Source organism: Polaromonas sp. P1_A2 (assembly GCF_056406895.1).
In genome coordinates this window covers 699,356-719,069 of record NZ_JBFTZI010000003.1, presented here as the reverse complement: position 1 = coordinate 719,069, position 19,714 = coordinate 699,356, and the positions used below count along the sequence as shown (strand labels likewise).

Genomic DNA, 19,714 nt, shown 5'->3' with positions numbered 1-19,714 from the left:
GGATTGTAATGACGGACCTTGAATACCAGGATATGGCCGAACGCGCGCTCCAGGCGGTGGAAGCGGCCTGCGACCGGATCAACGATGAAACCAATGCGGACATCGACAACCAGCGCACCGGCGGCATGGTCACGCTGACCTTTTCCAACCGCAGCCAGATCGTGATCAACCTGCAAAAGCCCCTGCAGGAAATCTGGATGGCGGCCAAGGCCGGCGGGTTTCACTATAAATACAGGGAAGGGCGCTGGGCCGATACCAAGGATTCCAGCGAATTCTTCGCCAATTTGTCGCGTTATGCCAGCGAGCAGGCGGGCCAGCCGCTGGTGTTCAGGGCACAGGACTGAGGTTCCGGAAGTTTCGCCGGAAATAAAAAACGGCCCCATGAGGGCCGCTTTTTCATGCGGGCCGCGCCGCCTGCTTAGTTCTTGAACAGATCCAGGATGCGCTTTTTCTCGTCCGAAGGCGGCAAGACCTGGATCGGGCCGCCCGGCGCACCCGGGGCGGCCGGCTGGCCGGCATTGGCGGCCGCCGGGTCCTGCTGGACGCCCACGGTGCTGACGCCCGAGCCCCGGGCGTACTCGCTGTAATACCACTCGTTGCCCACATTGACGACGCCTTCGGGCGGCGGGTATTCGGCGACCGGCACGCCCTTGAGGGCGTATTCCATGTAATTGATCCAGATCGGCAGGCTCAGGCCGCCGCCGGTTTCCCGGTCGCCCAGCTTTTTGGGCGTGTCGTAGCCCATCCAGACCGCCGCCGCCAGCGTGGGCTGGAAACCCACGAACCAGGTGTCTATGGAGTCGTTGGTCGTGCCGGTTTTGCCGTAGAGGTCGGGCCGCTTGAGTGTGGCTTGCGCCCTGGCTGCCGTGCCCGAGCGTGCGACTTCCTGCAGCAGGCTGTCCATGATGAAGGCATTGCGCGCGTCTATGCCGCGGGCCGACTCGTCCAGCGCGGGAGGCTTGGTCTCCAGCAGCACCTTGCCGCGCTGGTCGGTGATCTTGGTGACCAGGTAGGGATTGATGCGGTAGCCGCCATTGGCGAACACGGAGTAGGCGGTCACCATCTGCATGGGTGTGACCGAGCCGGCGCCCAGTGCCATGGTCAGGTAGGCCGGGTGTTTTTCCGCCTCAAAGCCGAAATGGGTGATCCAGTCCTGGGCGTAGGGCGCGCCTATGGCCTGCAGGATGCGGATGGAAATCATGTTCTTGGATTTTTTCAGGCCGGTGCGCAGGCTCATGGGGCCGTCGAAGGTGCCGTCGTAGTTTTTCGGCTCCCAGGGCTGGCCGCCGGTCACGCCGGCATCGAAGAACAGGGGGGCATCATTGACCACGGTGGCCGGGGTGAAGCCTTTTTCCAGCGCGGCCGAGTAGATAAAGGGCTTGAAGCTGGAGCCGGGCTGGCGCCAGGCCTGGGTGACGTGGTTGAACTTGTTTTTCTCGAAGTCAAAGCCGCCCACCAGCGCGCGTATGGAGCCGTCGCGCGGGTCCAGCGCCACGAATGCGCCCTCGACCTCGGGCAGCTGGGTGATTTCCCAGGTGTTTTTCGGCGTTTTCGCCACGCGGATCAGGGCGCCGCGGCGTATCTTGATATTCGGGCCGGCCTTCTCGGCCAGGCCGGACTGCGCGGGTTTGAGGCCGTCGCCGGTGATTTCGACGGTTTCGCTGTTCTGGCGCATGGCCAGGATGCGCTTGGGATTGGCCTCCAGCACCACGGCCGACATCACGTCGCCGTTGTCGGGGTTGTCGGTCAGCGCGTCGTCAATGGCGTCCTCGGTTTCCTGGGGATTGACGGGCAGGTCTATGAATTTCTCGGGGCCGCGGTAGATCTGGCGGCGCTCGTAATCCATGATGCCTTTGCGCAGCGCCTTGTAGGCCACGGTCTGGTCGGTGGCGCGCAGCGTGGTGTAGACGTTCAGGCCGCGGGTGTAGGTTTCGTCGCCGTACTGGTTGTAGACCAGCTGGCGCACGGTCTCGGCCACGTACTCGGCATGCACCCGGCCGGCGTCGGGCCCGGTCCTGACCTTCAGGGGCTCTTCCTTGGCGACTTTGGCCTGCTCGGCCGTGATGAAGCCGTTTTCCTCCATGCGCTCGATGATGTAGAGCTGGCGAGCCCGGGCGCGTTTGGGGTTGATGATGGGGTTGTAGGCCGACGGCGCCTTGGGCAGGCCGGCCAGCATGGCCGCTTCGGAAATGGAAATGTTCTTGAGCGGCTTGCCGAAATAGGCCTCCGAGGCCGCGGCAAAGCCGTAAGCCCGGTTGCCCAGGAAGATCTGGTTCATATAGATCTCAAGGATCTGGTCCTTGCTCAGCATGTGCTCCAGCTTGAAGGTCAGCAGGATTTCATAGATCTTGCGGGTATAGCTTTTTTCCGCCGAGAGGTAGACATTGCGGGCCACCTGCATGGTGATGGTGGAGGCGCCTTGGGCTTTAGCACGGCCGACGTTCGCAAGTCCTGCCCGGATCACGCCGAGGTAGTCGACGCCGCCGTGGGAGAAAAAGCGCGCGTCCTCGATGGCCAGCACGGCATCCTTCATGACCTGGGGGATGTCCTGGATGGGGGTCAGGCTGCGCCGTTCCTCGCCGAACTCGCCGATCACCACGCCGTCGGCGGAATAAACGCGCAGCGGCAGCTTGGGCCGGTAGTCCACCAGGTCCGAGATGTCGGGCAGGTTGGGGTAGGCGACCGACAGGGCCACGGCCACGAACAGCAGGACGCTGACGACGCCCGCCAGCAACAGGCCCGTGCTCCACAACAGGAACTTGACCAGCCAGCGCGGCAGCCAGGACTTGCCGGAGGAGCTTGGTTTGGCCGGGCCGGAGTTTGAATCAGGAGAGGTGGGCGTGGAGGGCATGTAGGCAATCGTAAAGTCGCGTCACTATTATAAAAATCCTGGAAACCGGGGTATATCGGGCTGCTTGCGAAGCGTCACACTTTTACGTTTGCAGACATCGTTTTGGCCCCGCCGACGAGCTTGCACTCAGTTACAAGCGTCGGCTTTTGACAACGTTCTGGATGCGCAGAACAGGAAAAATCCTTACTGCACAAAGAGCTTACTGCTACTATTCAAGTGATTTCTTAAGTATGCAGGGCTACATATTAGCCGTCATTTGGGGACTGCCTTGATCTCTCTGGGATCGTTATTCAACCGCCAACAACCCGCTTTGCTGGGTTTGGATATCAGTTCGTCCAGCGTCAAGCTGGTGGAGTTGAGCCGTGACAAGGCCGGTAACCTGGTGCTGGATCGCTGCGCGATCGAGCCCCTGGAGCGCGGCTGGATCACGGACGGCAACGTCGAGAAATTCGACGAAGTCGCCGACGCCGTGCGCCGCCTGGTCAAAAAGAGCGGAACCCGCACCAAAAACGTCGCCATGGCGCTGCCCGCTTCCGCGGTCATCACCAAAAAAATCATCCTCCCCGGAGGCATGACGGACGCGGAGCTCGAAACCCAGGTCGAGTCCGAAGCCAACCAATATATTCCCTTCTCCCTGGATGAGGTCAGCCTGGACTTCTGCGTGGTGGGGCCCAGCGCCACCTCCACCGGCGACGTCGAGGTGCTGATTGCCGCTTCCCGCAAGGAAAAGGTCCAGGACCGGGAAGGCCTGGCGGAAGCCGCGGGCCTCAAGCCCATCGTGGTCGACGTTGAGTCCTACGCCTCGCGCCTGGCAACCGCCCGCCTGATCGAAAACCTGCCTAACAAGGGGGTGGACACCATGGTCGCCCTGTTTGAGGTCGGCGCCCTGACCACCAGCATGCAGGTCATCAAGAACGACGAAGTCCTGTACGAGCGCGACCAGGCCTTCGGCGGCGCCCAGCTGACGCAGCTGATCGTGCGCCAGTACGGGTTTTCGCCTGAAGAGGCCGAAAGCAAGAAGCGCAGCGGCGATTTGCCTGAAGACTACGGCTCCGGCGTCCTGAAACCCTTTGTGGAAAGCATGGCCCAGGAAATCGGCCGCGCCCTGCAGTTCTTCTTTACCAGCACCCCGCACAACAAGGTGGACTACGTCATGCTGGCCGGCGGCTCCTCCGCCCTGCCCGGCTTGACCGATTCCGTCACGCAGCAGACCTCGTTCGCCTGCCTCCTGGCCAACCCCTTTGAGGGCATGGAACTCGGCGATGGCGTGCGGGAGAAGAAAATGCGCCGCGAGGCATCGTCTTACCTGACCTCCTGCGGTCTGGCTTTGCGGAGGTTCCTGCAGTGATTCTGGTCAATCTGCTCCCGCACCGCGAAGCCGCGCGCAAGCGCAGGCGCGAAACCTTTTTCGCAACCCTTGGCGTCGCTGCCTTGATCGGCGGCCTGATTTGCGGCGCCGTGTACTCCTGGTACCTGGCCCAGATCGAAAGCCAGCGCAGCAAGAACAACTTCCTGAAAACCGAGATCACGCGCCTGGAAAACCAGATCAAGGAAATTTCCACCCTGCAGGCGGAAATCGCCGCCCTGAGGGCGCGCCAGAACGCGGTGGAAGACCTGCAAGGCAACCGCAACCTGCCGGTCTACCTGCTCAGCGAGCTGGTCAAGCAGCTGCCTGACGGTGTGTACATCAACAGCATGAAGCAGGACAACCAGACGGTGTTCATCACCGGCGTGGCCCAGTCCAACGAGCGGGTTTCCGAACTGCTGCGCAACCTGGCCAACAACAGCCCCTGGCTGACCCGGCCGGAACTGGTTGAAATCACCGCCAGCACGGTGTCGCTGACCCCGCGCGACGTGCGGCGTGTGTCCAATTTCTCCATGCGTGTCGGGCTCAAGCGCGCCAACGCGCCCAAGGCGCCCGGTTCCGCGCCGGCCGGCTCGGCGCCTGGCGCCGCACCGGCGGCCGCGGCGATCCCGGCCAAGGCCTGAAGCAGGTTGAACGATCATGGCAAAAACTCCAAAAATCTCCGTCGATTTCTCGGCGATCCAAAACAGCCTGAAGGCGCAGTTCTCCGGGCTTGATCCCAATGACCCGCCTTCATGGCCGGCGTTGCCGCGCTACCTCCTCTGCATCGGCGTCACGGTCCTTGTGGTGGTCGCGCTGTGGTTTGTCTGGTTGAGCTCCTCTGACGAGGAACTGACGGCCGAGCAGGCCAAGGAAGTCCAGCTCAGGGAAGACTACAAGAAGAAGCTGGTGCAGGCGGTGAATCTTGATGCACTGAAAAAGCAGCGCGAACAGGTGCAGCAGTATGTGACCCAGCTGGAAAAGCAACTGCCCAGCAAGGCTGAAATGGATGCCTTGCTGTCCGACATCAACCAGGCGGGCCTGGGCCGCAGCCTGCAGTTCGAGCTGTTCCGGCCGGGGCAAGTGAGTGTCAAGGAGTACTACGCCGAATTGCCCATCGCGGTGCGCGTCACGGGCCGTTACCACGATATCGGCGCTTTTGCCGCGGACATCGCCAATCTCTCCCGTATCGTGACTTTGAACAACCTGGCCCTGTTGCCCACCAAGGACGGCAACCTCGTCATGGACACCACGGCCAAAACATTCCGCTACCTCGATCCCGAGGAAGTGGCCCTGCAGCGCAAGAGCGCCCCGGGAGCCAAAAAATGAGACTTAACCGCTATGTGCTGACAGGCAGTTTGGTGTTGACGCTGCTGGCCCTGGCCGGTTGCGGTTCGTCCGAGCAGGAAGAGTTGCAGCAATGGATGACGGAGCAGCGCAACGCCACCCGGCCCAAGGTCGATCCGCTGCCCGAGCCCACCAAGTTCTCGCCGCAGGCCTATAACCAGGAAGGCTCCACCGAGCCTTTCAGCAACCAGAAATTGACACAGGCGCTCAAGCGCGACGCCAACCAGGCGACGGCCAATGCGGGCCTGATCGCGCCGGAGTTGAGCCGGCGCAAGGAACCCCTGGAGGCCTACCCCCTGGACGCGACCTTCATGGTCGGAAGCCTGATCAAGGTAGGCCAGCCGGTGGCGCTGGTCAAGGTCGACAACCTGATTTACCAGGTCCGGGTCGGCAACTACCTTGGGCAGAACTACGGCCGCATCACGCAGGTGGGTGAAACAAGCCTTTCCCTGCGTGAGATCGTGCAGGACGCTGCGGGCGAATGGATTGAGCGGACGGCGACTTTACAGCTATTAGAGGGATCAAAATGAACAAGCAAACATGGGCATTAGAGGCAGAAGGTATGGGAGGCGGCCTGAAGCGTTTGCTTGAACGTGTGTTGCGCGGCGCTTCGTTCGGCATTGCCTTGTCGCTGATGGTGGCAACGCTGCCGCAGGCCGCACAGGCCCAGAATTCGATTCAATCGGTGACCGGTTCGGTCCAGGGCAGCTCCGAAATCATCCGCATAGATCTGGCCGAGCCACTGACCGCCATTCCGACCGGCTTCACCATCCAGTCGCCCGCCCGCATCGCCCTGGACTTCCCCGGCGTCAGCAATGGCATGGGACGGTCCGCGGTGGACATGAACCTGGGAAACCTGCGTTCGGCGAACGTGGTGCAGGCCGGCGAGCGGACCCGCGTGGTACTCAACCTCAAGGCACCGTCGACCTACAAGGCTGATATCCAGGGCAAGTCGCTGGTGATCACGCTGGATTCCACTGCCGCCAGCGCGGCGGCGGCCGCCGCACCGGCACAGGTATTTGCGGAAAGCCGCAACCGTGACATCCTTCCGCTCAAGGACGTGGACTTCCGCCGTGGAACCGACAGCGCCGGCCGCATCGTCGTGGGCCTGTCCAACAACGAGGTGGGCGTTGACATACGCCAGCAGGGCCAGACCCTGGTGGTCGAGTTCCTGAAGACAACCCTGCCCGAAGGCTTGCGCCGCCGGCTGGACGTGGGCGATTTCGGCACGCCGGTGCAAACCGTCACGACCTTCCAGACCGGCGACAAGGTCCGGATGGTGGTGGAACCCAAAGGCGCCTGGGAGCACAGCGCTTACCAGAGCGACAACCAGTTTGTGCTGGAAGTCCGCCCCCAAAAGGTCGACCCGACCAAATTGACGCAGGGCCCGGGCTATACCGGCGAGAAGCTTTCCCTGAACTTCCAGAACATTGAAATCCGCTCTCTGTTGCAGGTGATCGCCGACTTCACGAACTTCAACATCGTCACCTCCGATTCCGTGACGGGCAGCGTCACGCTGAGGCTCAAGGACGTGCCTTGGGACCAGGCGCTGGACATCATTCTCCAGTCCAAGGGCCTGGGCATGCGCAAAAACGGCAACGTGCTGGTGATTGCACCCAAGGACGAGCTGGCGGCCAAGGACAAACTCGACCTGGAATCGCGAAATGCCATCCAGAGCCTGGAGCCTGTCCGCACCCAGTCCTTCCAGATCAATTACGCCAAGGCCGCGGATCTCGCGACGCAGATCACCGCCGGCGGCAGCGGTCCGGCCAGTGCCCGTATCCTGTCCCAGCGCGGCAGTGTCATTGCCGAACCCCGGACCAACCTGCTGTTCGTGACCGACATCCCCTCCAGGCTGGAGGCGGTCCAGGCCCTGATCACCAAGCTGGACGTGGCGGTTCGCCAGGTGCTGATCGAGGCGCGCATCGTCGAGGCTTCGGATACCTTCGGGAAGTCGCTGGGCGTGCGGCTGGGCGGCCAGCCCTTCAACCAGAATACCAACACGGCATTCGGCGGCACCTACAGCGCGACGACGGCCGGCACCAACGCCGGTGAGTTCCTGAGCCTGCCGGCTGTGGGCCAGAACGGTTTCTCGGCCGCGACCTTCGCCGTCTCCCTGTTCAATGCCGCAAAAACGCGATTCTTGAACCTCGAGATTTCCGCTTCCGAAGCCGACGGCAAGACCAAGATCGTCTCCAGCCCCAGGGTTGTCACGGCCGACCAGGTCAAGGCGCTGATTGAACAGGGTACGGAACTCCCCTACCAGCAGGCGACTTCCAGCGGTGCCACGTCCATCAGCTTCCGCAAAGCCAACCTGAAGCTCGAGGTCACGCCGCAGATCACGCCCGAGGGCAACATCATCCTGAACGTCGACGTGAACAAGGACAGCGTGGGCCGCGAAACGGCCAACGGCTTTGCGATCGACACCAAGCACATCCAGACGCAGGTGCTGGTGGAAAACGGCGGAACCGTGGTGATAGGCGGTATTTTTGAGCAGAACGACCGCGACAACGAGACCAAGGTTCCCTTCCTGGGCGACCTGCCAGGCGTCGGCAATCTCTTCAAACAGAAGACGCGCTCGGCCACGAAATCCGAATTGCTGGTGTTCATCACCCCCAAGATGCTGACCAACGGCTCAGCGCTGCGCTGAGCCCCGCGGAGCCGGCTGCCGCGAGGCGGGGCCGGTTTGGTGGGAAAATGCAGGTAACGGCGGGCCCTTTGGGGCCTGTCGCGTTTGTGAAACCGGCCCATTTTCCACCCTGTCTCTATTCACGCATCCCGGGGCGAACGCCTCCAGACTCCATTGAATGCAAACCCGTTGAGAATCGCCTGCGTGGGCCTGCCGGGTTCGGGGAAGTCCACTGTCGGCCGGCACCTGGCCCGCAAGATGGGGCTGCGCTTCATTGATTCGGACCAGGTGATCGAGCAGCGCATCGGCTGCTCGATCCGGGAGTTTTTCGAACGCGAGGGCGAGAATGCCTTCCGCGACATAGAGCAGCAGGTCATCGACGAGCTGACCCAGGGCCAATCCTGCGTGCTGTCCAGCGGCGGCGGGACCGTGCTGCGTCCCGCCAACCGCCGGCACCTTCGCGAGCGCGCGCAGGTGGTGTACCTGCATTCCATTCCCGAAGAAGTGTTTCGCCGCTTGCGGCACGACCAGAACCGGCCCCTGCTCCAGGTCGCCGACCCGCTGGCCAGGCTCAGGGACCTCTACACGGCCCGCGATCCCCTGTACCGGGAAACCGCTCACTTCGTCATCGAGACAGGGCGCCCCTCGGTGTCTACCCTGGTCAACATGATCCTTATGCAACTGGAGCTGGCGGGATTGCTGCCCGCGCCCTGAGCGCTTGCGTCGTTTTGCCTTGCAAGCCGCCGCACCCAAGGCGGGCGAGTGCCTCTACACTCCCACTTATGCACGCAAATTCCCCTTCCGCGGCGGCGCGGGTCCAGATCGAGCTGGGCGAACGCAGCTACCCGATCGCCATCGGCAACAGCCTTCTCGGCAATGCGCTGACTTACCAGGATCTCCCGAAAGCCGCCACCGCGCTGGTGGTGTCGAACACCACGGTGGCTCCCCTGTATGCGGCGCAATTGAGCCAGGCGCTGCGCCAGCGTTATGGCAAGGTGCTGCTGGTGACCTTGCCCGACGGCGAAGCCCACAAGGACTGGCCTACGCTGCAGCTGATTTTTGACGCCTTGCTCGAGAACGGCTGCGACCGCAAGACGGTGATGTTCGCGCTGGGCGGCGGCGTGGTGGGCGACATGACCGGCTTTGCCGCGGCCAGCTATATGCGCGGCGTGCCCTTTGTGCAGGTGCCCACGACCTTGCTGGCGCAAGTGGACTCCTCGGTGGGCGGCAAGACCGCGATCAACCACCCGCTGGGCAAGAACATGATAGGCGCCTTCTACCAGCCCCTGCTGGTGGTCTGCGACCTCGATGCGCTGCAGACCTTGCCCGCGCGCGAGCTCAGCGCGGGCCTGGCCGAAATCATCAAATACGGCCCGATTGCCGACATGGCCTTCCTGGAATGGATAGAGGCCAATCTTGAAGGCCTGCTGGCCAGGGAGCCCGCGGCCATGGCCCACGCCATCAAGCGCAGCTGCGAGATCAAGGCCTGGGTGGTGGGGCAGGACGAACGTGAGGCCGGGCTGCGGGCCATCCTGAATTTCGGCCATACCTTCGGCCACGCGATTGAATCCGGCCTCGGTTACGGCGAATGGCTGCACGGCGAAGGCGTGGGCTGCGGCATGGTGATGGCCGCGCATTTGTCCGCTCGCCTGGGCCTGGTTGACATGCCTTTTGTCGAGCGGCTGACGCGGCTTATCCAGCGTGCCGGCTTGCCGGTCAAGGCGCCGGTGCTGTCGGCCGCGGACAATGCGGGCCGCTACCTGGAACTGATGCGTGTCGACAAAAAATCAGAGGCCGGCGAAATCCGCTTTATCGTGATCGACGGCCCGGGCAAAGCGGCGCTTCGCAGCGCGCCCGACGCGCTGGTGCGCGAAGTGATAGACCTGTGCTGCGCTTAACGCCTGGAGAGCGTGAACCATGACCCTGGCGCCCTATGCCTGTGATCCCGCGCTGTCGCGCGGCCGCCGCTACACGGAGCCGGTGGCGCCTACGCGCTCCGACTTCCAGCGCGACCGCGACCGCATCGTGCATTCAACAGCCTTTCGCCGCCTGGTCTACAAGACCCAGGTGTTCCTCAACCACGAGGGCGACCTGTTCCGCACCCGCCTGACCCACTCGCTGGAAGTCGCGCAGCTGGGGCGCTCCATCGCCCGCACGCTGCAGCTCAACGAGGACCTCGTGGAAGCCATCGCGCTGGCGCACGACCTGGGCCACACGCCTTTCGGCCACGCCGGCCAGGATGCCCTGAACGCCTGCCTCAAGGCCGGCCACCCCGAGAGCGCGGGCTTCGAGCACAACCTGCAAAGCCTGCGCGTCGTGGATGTGCTGGAAGAGCGCTACCCGGCCTACAACGGCCTGAACCTCAGCTTCGAGACGCGCGAGGGCATCCTCAAGCATTGCTCAAAGCGCAATGCGCGGCGCATCGAGTCGCGCGAGCCGGGCGGGGTGGCGCGCCGTTTTGTGGACCAGCCCGCCGAAGGCCCGCGCTGGCAGCAGCCCAGCCTGGAAGCGCAGCTCGCCAACCTGGCCGACGAGATCGCCTACAACGCGCACGACATCGACGACGGTGTGCGCTCGGGCCTGCTGACGCTGGAGCAGCTCGAGGACGTGGAGCTCTTCAGCCAGTACTGCCGCGAGACGCGGCTGGCCCATCCCGGTCTGCAAGGGCGCCGGCTGCTGTTTGAAACCATACGCCGCATGCTCAGCGCCCAGGTCTACAACGTGATGGACGCGACGTGGGCGGCCATCCACAAGGCGGCGCCCGCCAGTGCCGACGAGGTGCGCCAGCAGCCGGCGCTGGTCTGCTTTACGCCGGAGATGGCGCAGCAGTCCGCGTCGCTCAAGCGCTTCCTGCTGAAAAACCTCTACCGCCACCCCAAGGTGGTGGAAACCACGCAGGCGGCCAAGCAGGTGGTCGGCGAGCTGTTCGAGGCCTATATGGCCGACCCGGCGCAGATGCCGCAGGCCCACAGCGAGCGTTTTGACGGCGTCGACGCGCCGCATGCCGCGGGCGCCAAGCCCGAGCGGGTCGTGGCCGACTACATCGCCGGCATGACCGACCGCTTCGCCGCCAAAGAGCATGAGCGCCTCAAGGGACGGGCCGCTTTCGCGGCTTGACCCGCCTCTTTTGCTTCGCGCCGTGTGACTGAGGCCAAGCCGGATACCGCCGCCAGCGCGCGCGCCGCCTGGTGCGTGATCGCGGCCGGCGTGGTGGCCGCGCTGCATGTGGGCAAGCTTCCGCCGGCCTTGCCCGTGCTGGGCCAGGTGCTCGGCGTTTCGCTGCTGCAGGCCGGCTTCCTGCTCTCGCTCGTCCAGCTGGCCGGTATGACCCTGGGCCTGGTGACCGGGCTGGCCGTGCAGCGCGTGGGGCTCAAGCGCAGCATGCTGGCCGGCCTATGGGTGCTGGCGTCGGCCAGCGCCCTGGGCGCCATGGCGCCCGGCGTTCATGGCTTGCTGGCGACACGCGTCCTGGAGGGTTTGGGGTTTTTGTGGGTGGTGTTGCCGGCGCCGGCCCTGGTACGCCGCCTGGTGCCGCCGGAAAAATTGAGCGGCATGCTCGGTATGTGGGGCGCCTACATGCCTTTGGGGGCATCGCTGGCCTTGCTGGCCGGGCCTCTTGTCATCGCCTGGGCCGGCCCGCAGTGGGGCTGGCGCATCTTGTGGTGGCTGCTGGCCGCGCTGGCCGCGGCGCTGGCCCTGCTGCTTGCGTGGCGTGTGCCGGGGGAGCCGCCTGAGGCTGCTGCGCCCGTGGGCCGGCCGCGCAACCGCCAGCTCATCGCGACGACCTTGCGTTCGCGCGCCGCCTGGCTTATGGCCCTGGCTTTTGCGACCTATTCCGGGCAATGGCTCGCCGTGGTGGGTTTCCTGCCGTCCATCTATGCGCAGGCCGGTGTGGCTGGCGGCTGGGCTGGGCCGCTGACGGCGCTGGCCGCGGCCGTCAACATCATCGGCAACGTTGCCGCCGGGCGGCTGCTGGGCCGCGGCCTGCCGCCGCTGGCCTTGCTGGCTGCGGGTTTCCTGGCGATGGCGGGCGGCGCCTTGCTGTCGTTTTCGGGCGTGCCGCCCGCGCTGCAATACGCGGCGATCCTGGGTTTTTCCATGCTGGGCGGCCTGGTTCCCGCCACCCTGTTCAGCTTGGCCATCCGGCTGGCGCCCAGCACCGATACCGTGTCCTCCACGGTGGGCTGGATGCAGCAGTGGTCGGCGCTGGGCCAGTTCGCCGGGCCTCCGCTGGTGGCCTGGGTGGCGGCCGAAGCAGGGGGCTGGCAATGGACGGGCTGGGTCACGGCGGCCAGCTCCGCTCTGGGCCTGGTTCTGGCGCTACGGCTGCACCGTTTGGTGGTTTTGCGCACGCCCCGGCCCTAGTTCGAGACGCGAAACCAGGCGAAGCCGTCATCGGCAGCCTCAAGGGCGGCGCATAGGCTTATGACGTGTCGGCATTTTTCCTGCTGTCTTTTCGGTCCCGCACGGATTACGCTTGGGACTTGCGCACACTTTGTGACGTTTTTTTGGAACAGTAAGCGCATGCTGCAGTTGCGGGCATCAAACCTGCTTTGGCTATTCGTATCTCAAAAGGTGTTGTCATGGGCTTCAATCGGCGTCAGTTAATTCTCGGTGGTGTATCCGCAGGCGCCGTGGTGGCAAGCCCCGCGCTGTGGGCGCAGGGCAGGGCCGGGCGAAAAATCGTCGTCGGGCAATCCGTTCCGCTGACCGGCGCCGCCGACCAGATCGGCCTGGCCTACCTCAACGGCGCCAAGATTTATTTTGACGCGATCAACGCAAAAAACGGCGCGGGCGGTTACAAGATCGAAGTCAAAGCCCTCGATGACGGCTACGTTCCGGCGAAGGCCGCCGGCAACGCCAAGCAGTTGATCGACGACGACGTGGACGCGCTTTTCGGTTTTACCGGCACCGCCAGCTGCGACGCGGCCTTCGCCGCGGCAAAAGCTTCCAACACCCTGTTCTTCGCGCCGTTTGCCGCGTCGGACGCGCTGCATGATCCCTCGCTCAGCAATGTGTTCCACGTGCGTCCCGCGCTGGCCGATGAAGCCTACAAAATCGCGCGCCACTGCGCGACGCTGAACCAGGACCGCATCGCGGTGTTTGCCGAAGACGATGCCATGGGGCGCGGCGGCCTGGCGGCCGTCAACCAGGCCCTGGTCGACCTGAAGCGGCCGGCCATCGTCGGCAGCGCCCTGTCGCCGGTCAACAGCGACAAGGTTGACGCGGCCGTGGCCTCCCTGATGAAGGTGCAGCCCCAGGCGGTTATCCAGGTCAGCCTGTTCAATTCATCGGCTGCCTTCATCCGCAAGATGCGCCAGGCCGGCTATGGCGGGCAATTCCTGAATTTTTCCGTCGTCGGTATTGACCCGCTTTTCAGCGCCCTGGGCAAGGAAATCGGCGGCGTCGTGATTTCCCAGGTCGTGCCCTCGCCGCGCAGCACCGGCATGCCGATCATCAAGGAATACCTTGATGTGCTGAACCAGACCGACCAGACGCCCAGCTATGAAAGCGTGGAAGGCTATATCGCCGCCAAGACCTTTGCCGAGGGCGTGCGCCGCAGCGCGGCAGGCAGCGGAAAGCCCGACCGGGCCGGCCTGCAAAAAGCCTTTGAAGCCATGACGGACTATGACGTGGGCGGCTTTCGCGTCAACCTGCGGGCCAAGAAATACGAATCGGTGCGTGCGATCGACCTCGTCACCATCACGCCTGACGGCAAAGTCGTTCGCTGAGCAACAGCGGCTCCATGCTTCTTCAAAGAGGCGAGGGGGATCGCGGGAAATTAGGGTCGGATTCCAATATCATGGTGCCAACTCCAGGTATTGCATCCCATGGCCCGCCTTCCTCGTCTGACGCTTCCCGGTTTCCCCCATCACATCATCCAGCGCGGCAATAACCGGCAAGCCGTCTTTTCTAGCGCCGCCGATCACCAGATGCTGCTGCGGCTGCTCGATGAAAGCGCGCGCAAATTCGGCGTGGCCCTGCATGCTTATGTGCTGATGGACAACCACTTCCACCTGCTGGCCACGCCCAGCACGGCGGACGGCCTGCCGCAGATGATGCAGGCTGCCGGACGGCGTTATGTGCGCTACTTCAACGACAGCCAGGGGCGTTCCGGCACCCTCTGGGAAGGGCGTTACCGCGCCACCGTGATCGAAGCCGAGCGCTATTTGCTGGCCTGCATGGCCTATATCGACCTGAACCCGGTTCGCGCGGGGCTGGTGGCTGAGGCCAGGGACTATCCGTGGTCCAGCCACGGCCACTATGCGGGTTTGCGGGTCGACAGCCTGCTGACGCCGCATCCCCTGGTCTGGGCGCTGGGCAACACCCCCTTTGCCCGCGAGGCGGCCTACGCCTCATTGGTGCGCGCCGGCATCACACTGGAGCAGCAGGAGCTGCTGACCCGCTCGGCCCTCAGCGGCTGGGCGCTGGGTGGGGATGAATTCCTGGCCGAGCTGCAAAAGCGCACCGAGCGCCGTGTGACCAAAAACCAGGCGGGTCGGCCGGCCATGGCCGCCAAAGAGGACTTGCCACCGGCTTGAACCATGCCGTTCATGGCTTTTTGCGTTTGAATTTAATATGTCCCCAATTAAATGTTGATTAAATTTATCGATTTTTAATTGGAATCTGACCCTATTTAAACTTCTTGGCATTGTTGTTGCACTGCACTATGCTCCCCATTCCCTGCGAAAAATCATGAAACTGCGGATGGGTGCGTTGCGGTCCTTTCCAACAGGACGCGTTCAGCGCCCCCATCCCACCCCCGACGAGGAATTGCCATGACCACGGCTGCTGAAATCAAGCATTTTGAAGAAAACGGTTTGTACGCCGGAGCCAACGAACACGATGCCTGCGGCGTCGGTTTCGTGGCGCACATCAAGGGGCATAAAAGCCACGCCATCGTCCAGCAAGGCCTCAAGATCCTCGAAAACCTGGACCACCGGGGCGCAGTGGGCGCAGACAAGCTCATGGGCGACGGCGCCGGCATCCTGATCCAGCTACCCGACGCCTTGTACCGTGAAGAAATGGCCGCGCAGGGCGTGCAGCTGCCGCCGCCCGGCGAATACGGCGTCGGCATGGTGTTTTTGCCCAAGGAGCACGCCTCCCGCCTGGCCTGCGAGCAGGCGCTGGAACGCGCCGTCAAGGCCGAGGGCCAGGTGCTGCTGGGCTGGCGCGACGTGCCGGTCAACCGCGACATGCCCATGTCGCCCACCGTGCGCAAAAAAGAACCCATCCTGCGGCAGATCTTTATCGGCCGCGGCAACGACGTGATCGTGCAGGACGCGCTGGAACGCAAGCTCTACGTGATCCGCAAGACCGCCAGCGCGGCCATCCAGAACCTGCGCCTGACGCACAGCAAAGAATATTACGTGCCCAGCATGTCCAGCCGCACGGTGGTCTACAAAGGCCTGCTGCTGGCCGACCAGGTGGGCACTTACTACCGCGACCTGACCGACACGCGCTGCGTCTCGGCGCTGGGCCTGGTGCACCAGCGTTTTTCCACCAACACCTTCCCCGAGTGGCCGCTGGCCCACCCCTACCGTTATGTCGCGCACAACGGCGAGATCAACACCGTCAAGGGCAACTACAACTGGATGAAGGCGCGCGAAGGCGTGATGTCCTCGCCGGTGCTGGGCGCCGACCTGCAAAAGCTCTACCCGATCAGCTTTGCCAGCCAGTCCGACACCGCCACCTTCGACAACTGCCTGGAACTGCTGACGATGGCCGGCTATCCCATCAGCCAGGCCGTGATGATGATGATTCCCGAACCCTGGGAACAGCACACCACCATGGACGAGCGCCGCAAGGCCTTTTATGAATACCATGCCGCCATGCTGGAGCCCTGGGACGGCCCGGCCTCCATCGTCTTCACCGACGGCCGCCAGATAGGCGCCACGCTGGACCGCAACGGCCTGCGCCCCTCGCGCTACTGCGTCACCGACGACGACCTGGTCATCATGGCCTCGGAATCGGGCGTGCTGCCCATCCCCGAGCACAAGATCGTGCGCAAATGGCGCCTTCAGCCCGGCAAGATGTTCCTGATCGACCTGGAACAGGGGCGCATGGTCGATGACGAGGAAATCAAGGCCACGCTGGCGCACAGCAAGCCCTACAAGCAGTGGATTGAAAACCTGCGCATCAAGCTCGACGACGTGGCCGGCAAAACCGCGAAAACGGCCAAGCCCGCCGCGACCGCCGCGCCTGTCTCCGACATTCCGCTGCTCGATCGCCAGCAGGCTTTCGGCTACACCCAGGAAGACATCAAGTTCCTGATGTCCCCCATGGCCGCCAACGGCGAGGAAGCCACAGGCTCCATGGGCAACGACAGCCCGCTGGCCGTGCTGTCCAACAAGGACAAGCCGCTCTACAACTACTTCAAGCAGCTGTTCGCGCAGGTGACCAACCCGCCTATCGACCCGATACGCGAAGCCATCGTGATGTCGCTGGTGTCCTTCATCGGCCCCAAGCCCAACCTGCTGGACATCAACCAGGTCAACCCGCCCATGCGGCTGGAAGTCAGCCAGCCGGTGCTCAACGTGGCCGACATGCAAAAGCTGCGCGACATCGAGGCGCACACCCAGGGCAAGTTCAAGAGCTACACGCTGGACATCACCTACCCGCTGGCCTGGGGCCACGAAGGCGTGGAGGCCAAGCTGGCCTCGCTGTGCGCCGAGGCGGTTGACGCGATCAAGGACGGCAAAAACATCCTGATCGTCAGCGACCGCGGCATCAGCGCCACGCAGGTCGCCATCCCGGCCCTGCTGGCCCTGTCGGCCATCCACCAGCACCTGGTCAAGGAAGGCCTGCGCACCACGGCCGGCCTGGTGGTGGAAACCGGCTCAGCCCGCGAGGTGCACCACTTCGCCGTGCTGGCCGGCTACGGCGCCGAGGCCGTCCACCCCTACCTCGCCATGGAAACCCTGGCCGAACTGTCCAAAGGCTTGCCGGGCGATCTCAGCACCGACAAGGCCGTGTACAACTACACCAAGGCCATCGGCAAAGGCCTGTCCAAGATCATGTCCAAGATGGGCGTATCGACCTATATGAGCTACTGCGGCGCCCAGCTGTTCGAGGCCATAGGCCTGAACCGCGACACCGTGGCCAAGTTCTTCACCGGCACGGCCAGCCAGGTCGAGGGCATGGGCGTCTTCGAGATCGCCGAGGAAGCGCTGCGCATGCACCGCGCCGCTTTCGGCAACGACCCGGTGCTGGCCAACATGCTGGATGCCGGCGGTGAATACGCCTGGCGTGTGCGCGGCGAAGACCATATGTGGACGCCCGACGCCATCGCCAAGCTGCAGCATTCCACGCGCTCCAACAACTGGAACACCTACAAGGAATACGCCCAGCTGATCAACGACCAGAACCGCCGCCACATGACGCTGCGCGGCCTGTTCGAGTTCAAGATCGACCCGTCCAAGGCGATTCCCATCGACGAGGTCGAGCCGGCCAAGGACATCGTCAAGCGTTTTGCCACCGGCGCCATGTCGCTGGGCTCCATCAGCACCGAGGCCCACGCCACCCTGGCCGTGGCCATGAACCGCATAGGCGGCAAGAGCAACACGGGCGAGGGCGGTGAAGACCCGAACCGTTACCGGCAAGAGCTCAAGGGCATCCCGATCAAGAAAGGCGAGACGCTGAAAAGCGTGATCGGCCCGAAACAGGTCGAGGTTGACCTGCCGCTGCAGGACGGCGACTCGCTGCGCTCGCGCATCAAGCAGGTCGCGTCGGGCCGCTTCGGCGTCACGGCCGAATACCTGGTGTCGGCCGACCAGATCCAGATCAAGATGGCGCAGGGCGCCAAGCCCGGCGAGGGCGGCCAGCTGCCCGGCGGCAAGGTCAGCGAATACATCGGCCAGCTGCGCTACTCGGTGCCGGGCGTGGGCCTGATCTCGCCGCCGCCGCACCACGATATTTATTCGATCGAAGACCTGGCCCAGCTGATCCACGACCTGAAGAACGTGAACCCGCGCGCCAGCATCAGCGTCAAGCTGGTCAGCGAAGTCGGTGTCGGCACCATCGCGGCCGGCGTGGCCAAGGCCAAGTCCGACCACGTGGTGATCGCCGGCCATGACGGCGGCACGGGCGCTTCGCCCTGGTCGTCCATCAAGCATGCCGGCTCGCCCTGGGAAATTGGTCTCGCCGAAACCCAGCAGACCCTGGTGCTCAACCGCCTGCGCGGCCGCATCCGTGTGCAGGCCGACGGCCAGATGAAAACCGGCCGCGACGTCATCATAGGCGCGCTGCTGGGCGCCGACGAGTTCGGCTTCGCCACCGCGCCGCTGGTGGTGGAGGGCTGCATCATGATGCGCAAATGCCACCTCAACACCTGCCCCGTCGGCGTGGCCACGCAGGACCCGGTGCTGCGCCAGAAATTCAGCGGCAAGCCTGAGCATGTCGTCAATTACTTCTTCTTCGTCGCCGAAGAGGCGCGCCAGCTCATGGCGCAGCTCGGCGTGCGCAAGTTCGACGACCTGATCGGCCGCGCCGACCTGCTGGACACGCAAAAAGGCATTGAACACTGGAAGGCCCGCGGCCTGGATTTCAGCCGCCTGTTCTACCAGCCCAATGTGCCCGCCGACGTGCCGCGCCTGCACGTGATGGAGCAGGACCACGCGCTGGAAAAAGCGCTGGACGTGCGCCTGATCGAAAAATCCAAGGCCGCGATTGAAAAGGGCGAAAAAGTCCAGTTCATCGAAGTCGCGCGCAACGTCAACCGCACCGTGGGTGCCATGCTGTCGGGCGAGCTGACGCGCCACCACCCGCAGGGCCTGCCTGACGACACGCTGCGCATACAGCTTGAAGGCACGGGCGGCCAGTCCTTCGGCGCCTTCCTGGCCAAGGGCATCACCATGTACCTGATCGGTGACGCCAACGACTACACCGGCAAGGGCCTGTCGGGCGGGCGCATCGTGGTGCGCCCCAGCATAGACTTCCGCGGCGACGCGGTGAAGAACACCATCGTCGGCAACACCGTGCTCTACGGCGCGACCACCGGCGAGGCCTTCTTCAGCGGCGTGGCCGGCGAACGTTTTGCCGTGCGCCTGTCGGGCGCCACGGCGGTCGTCGAAGGCACGGGCGACCACGGCTGCGAATACATGACGGGCGGCACCGTCGCGGTGCTGGGCAAGACCGGCCGCAACTTCGCCGCCGGCATGAGCGGCGGCGTGGCCTATGTATACGACGAAGATGGTCTCTTCGCCACGCGCTGCAACACCTCCATGGTCTCCATGGACCGCATCGTCACCACGACCGAACAGCACACCCACGACAAGGCCGACTGGCACGCCGGCGAAAGCGATGAGGAACTGCTCAAGCGCCTGCTGCAGGACCACAACCGCTGGACCGGCAGCAAGCGCGCGCGCGAACTGCTGGACAACTGGAGCGAGTCGCGCCTGAAGTTCGTCAAGGTCTTCCCGAATGAGTACAAGCGGGCCCTGATCGAGCGCAAGGAGCGCCGGCTCGAGGCCGCGACGGAAACCACCCGGGCCCAGGTCGCCACCAACCAGGAAGCGGTGGCCGCCAAGTAGGCCGCCCACCC

General features: G+C 64.1%; 14 protein-coding genes. 13 read left to right on the top strand and 1 reads right to left on the bottom strand.

What is annotated here, in order from left to right; genetic code table 11:
* Nucleotides 1–8 precede the first annotated feature (8 nt).
* Entirely contained in the window at nucleotides 9–344 is a 336-nt protein-coding gene (gene cyaY / locus AC1D09_RS15455; RefSeq protein WP_477661035.1) for an iron donor protein CyaY, read from the top strand.
* A gap of 74 nt (nucleotides 345–418) precedes the next feature.
* On the opposite strand, the gene AC1D09_RS15450 is transcribed toward cyaY, so the two are convergent.
* On the bottom strand, nucleotides 419–2,851 hold the full coding sequence (locus AC1D09_RS15450; protein WP_477701123.1) for a penicillin-binding protein 1A: 2,433 nt from the start codon (nucleotides 2,849–2,851) through the stop codon (nucleotides 419–421).
* A gap of 268 nt (nucleotides 2,852–3,119) precedes the next feature.
* On the opposite strand from AC1D09_RS15450, the gene AC1D09_RS15445 reads away from it, so the two are divergent.
* From AC1D09_RS15445 to AC1D09_RS15390, 12 genes are all read left to right on the top strand, one after another.
* Nucleotides 3,120–4,199: a pilus assembly protein PilM gene (locus AC1D09_RS15445; RefSeq protein ID WP_477661037.1), complete on the top strand. Its 1,080-nt coding sequence runs from the start codon at nucleotides 3,120–3,122 to the stop codon at nucleotides 4,197–4,199.
* On the top strand, nucleotides 4,196–4,840 hold the full coding sequence (locus AC1D09_RS15440; protein WP_477661038.1) for a PilN domain-containing protein: 645 nt from the start codon (nucleotides 4,196–4,198) through the stop codon (nucleotides 4,838–4,840). The genes AC1D09_RS15445 and AC1D09_RS15440 overlap by 4 nt, the downstream gene beginning before the upstream one ends.
* A gap of 16 nt (nucleotides 4,841–4,856) precedes the next feature.
* Nucleotides 4,857–5,525 (top strand): type IV pilus inner membrane component PilO, encoded by a 669-nt coding sequence (locus AC1D09_RS15435; RefSeq protein WP_477661039.1) that lies wholly within the window; start codon nucleotides 4,857–4,859, stop codon nucleotides 5,523–5,525.
* On the top strand, nucleotides 5,522–6,073 hold the full coding sequence (locus AC1D09_RS15430; RefSeq protein ID WP_477661040.1) for a pilus assembly protein PilP: 552 nt from the start codon (nucleotides 5,522–5,524) through the stop codon (nucleotides 6,071–6,073). Before AC1D09_RS15435 ends, AC1D09_RS15430 begins: the two co-directional genes overlap by 4 nt.
* Entirely contained in the window at nucleotides 6,070–8,193 is a 2,124-nt protein-coding gene (locus AC1D09_RS15425; RefSeq protein WP_477661041.1) for a type IV pilus secretin PilQ, read from the top strand. The genes AC1D09_RS15430 and AC1D09_RS15425 overlap by 4 nt, the downstream gene beginning before the upstream one ends.
* 168 nt (nucleotides 8,194–8,361) lie before the next feature.
* Nucleotides 8,362–8,886, top strand: coding sequence for a shikimate kinase (locus tag AC1D09_RS15420; protein ID WP_477661042.1), 525 nt, complete (start codon nucleotides 8,362–8,364; stop codon nucleotides 8,884–8,886).
* A gap of 68 nt (nucleotides 8,887–8,954) precedes the next feature.
* Entirely contained in the window at nucleotides 8,955–10,070 is a 1,116-nt protein-coding gene (gene aroB / locus AC1D09_RS15415; RefSeq protein ID WP_477661043.1) for a 3-dehydroquinate synthase, read from the top strand.
* Between the two features lie 19 nt (nucleotides 10,071–10,089).
* Nucleotides 10,090–11,289 carry a deoxyguanosinetriphosphate triphosphohydrolase gene (locus AC1D09_RS15410; protein WP_477661044.1) on the top strand — a complete coding sequence of 400 codons (1,200 nt, stop codon included), beginning with the start codon at nucleotides 10,090–10,092 and terminating at the stop codon, nucleotides 11,287–11,289.
* 24 nt (nucleotides 11,290–11,313) lie between these two features.
* Nucleotides 11,314–12,537 carry an MFS transporter gene (locus AC1D09_RS15405; RefSeq protein ID WP_477661045.1) on the top strand — a complete coding sequence of 408 codons (1,224 nt, stop codon included), beginning with the start codon at nucleotides 11,314–11,316 and terminating at the stop codon, nucleotides 12,535–12,537.
* Between the two features lie 218 nt (nucleotides 12,538–12,755).
* The gene (locus AC1D09_RS15400; RefSeq protein ID WP_477661046.1) at nucleotides 12,756–13,904 is read left to right on the top strand and encodes an ABC transporter substrate-binding protein; all 1,149 of its coding nucleotides are present in this window, start codon (nucleotides 12,756–12,758) and stop codon (nucleotides 13,902–13,904) included.
* Nucleotides 13,905–14,003: 99 nt separating this feature from the next.
* A complete protein-coding gene (locus tag AC1D09_RS15395) occupies nucleotides 14,004–14,714 on the top strand; it encodes a transposase (protein WP_477661047.1) in 711 nt (236 codons plus the stop codon).
* A gap of 237 nt (nucleotides 14,715–14,951) precedes the next feature.
* Nucleotides 14,952–19,703 carry a glutamate synthase-related protein gene (locus AC1D09_RS15390; protein ID WP_477661048.1) on the top strand — a complete coding sequence of 1,584 codons (4,752 nt, stop codon included), beginning with the start codon at nucleotides 14,952–14,954 and terminating at the stop codon, nucleotides 19,701–19,703.
* Nucleotides 19,704–19,714: the final 11 nt, after the last annotated feature.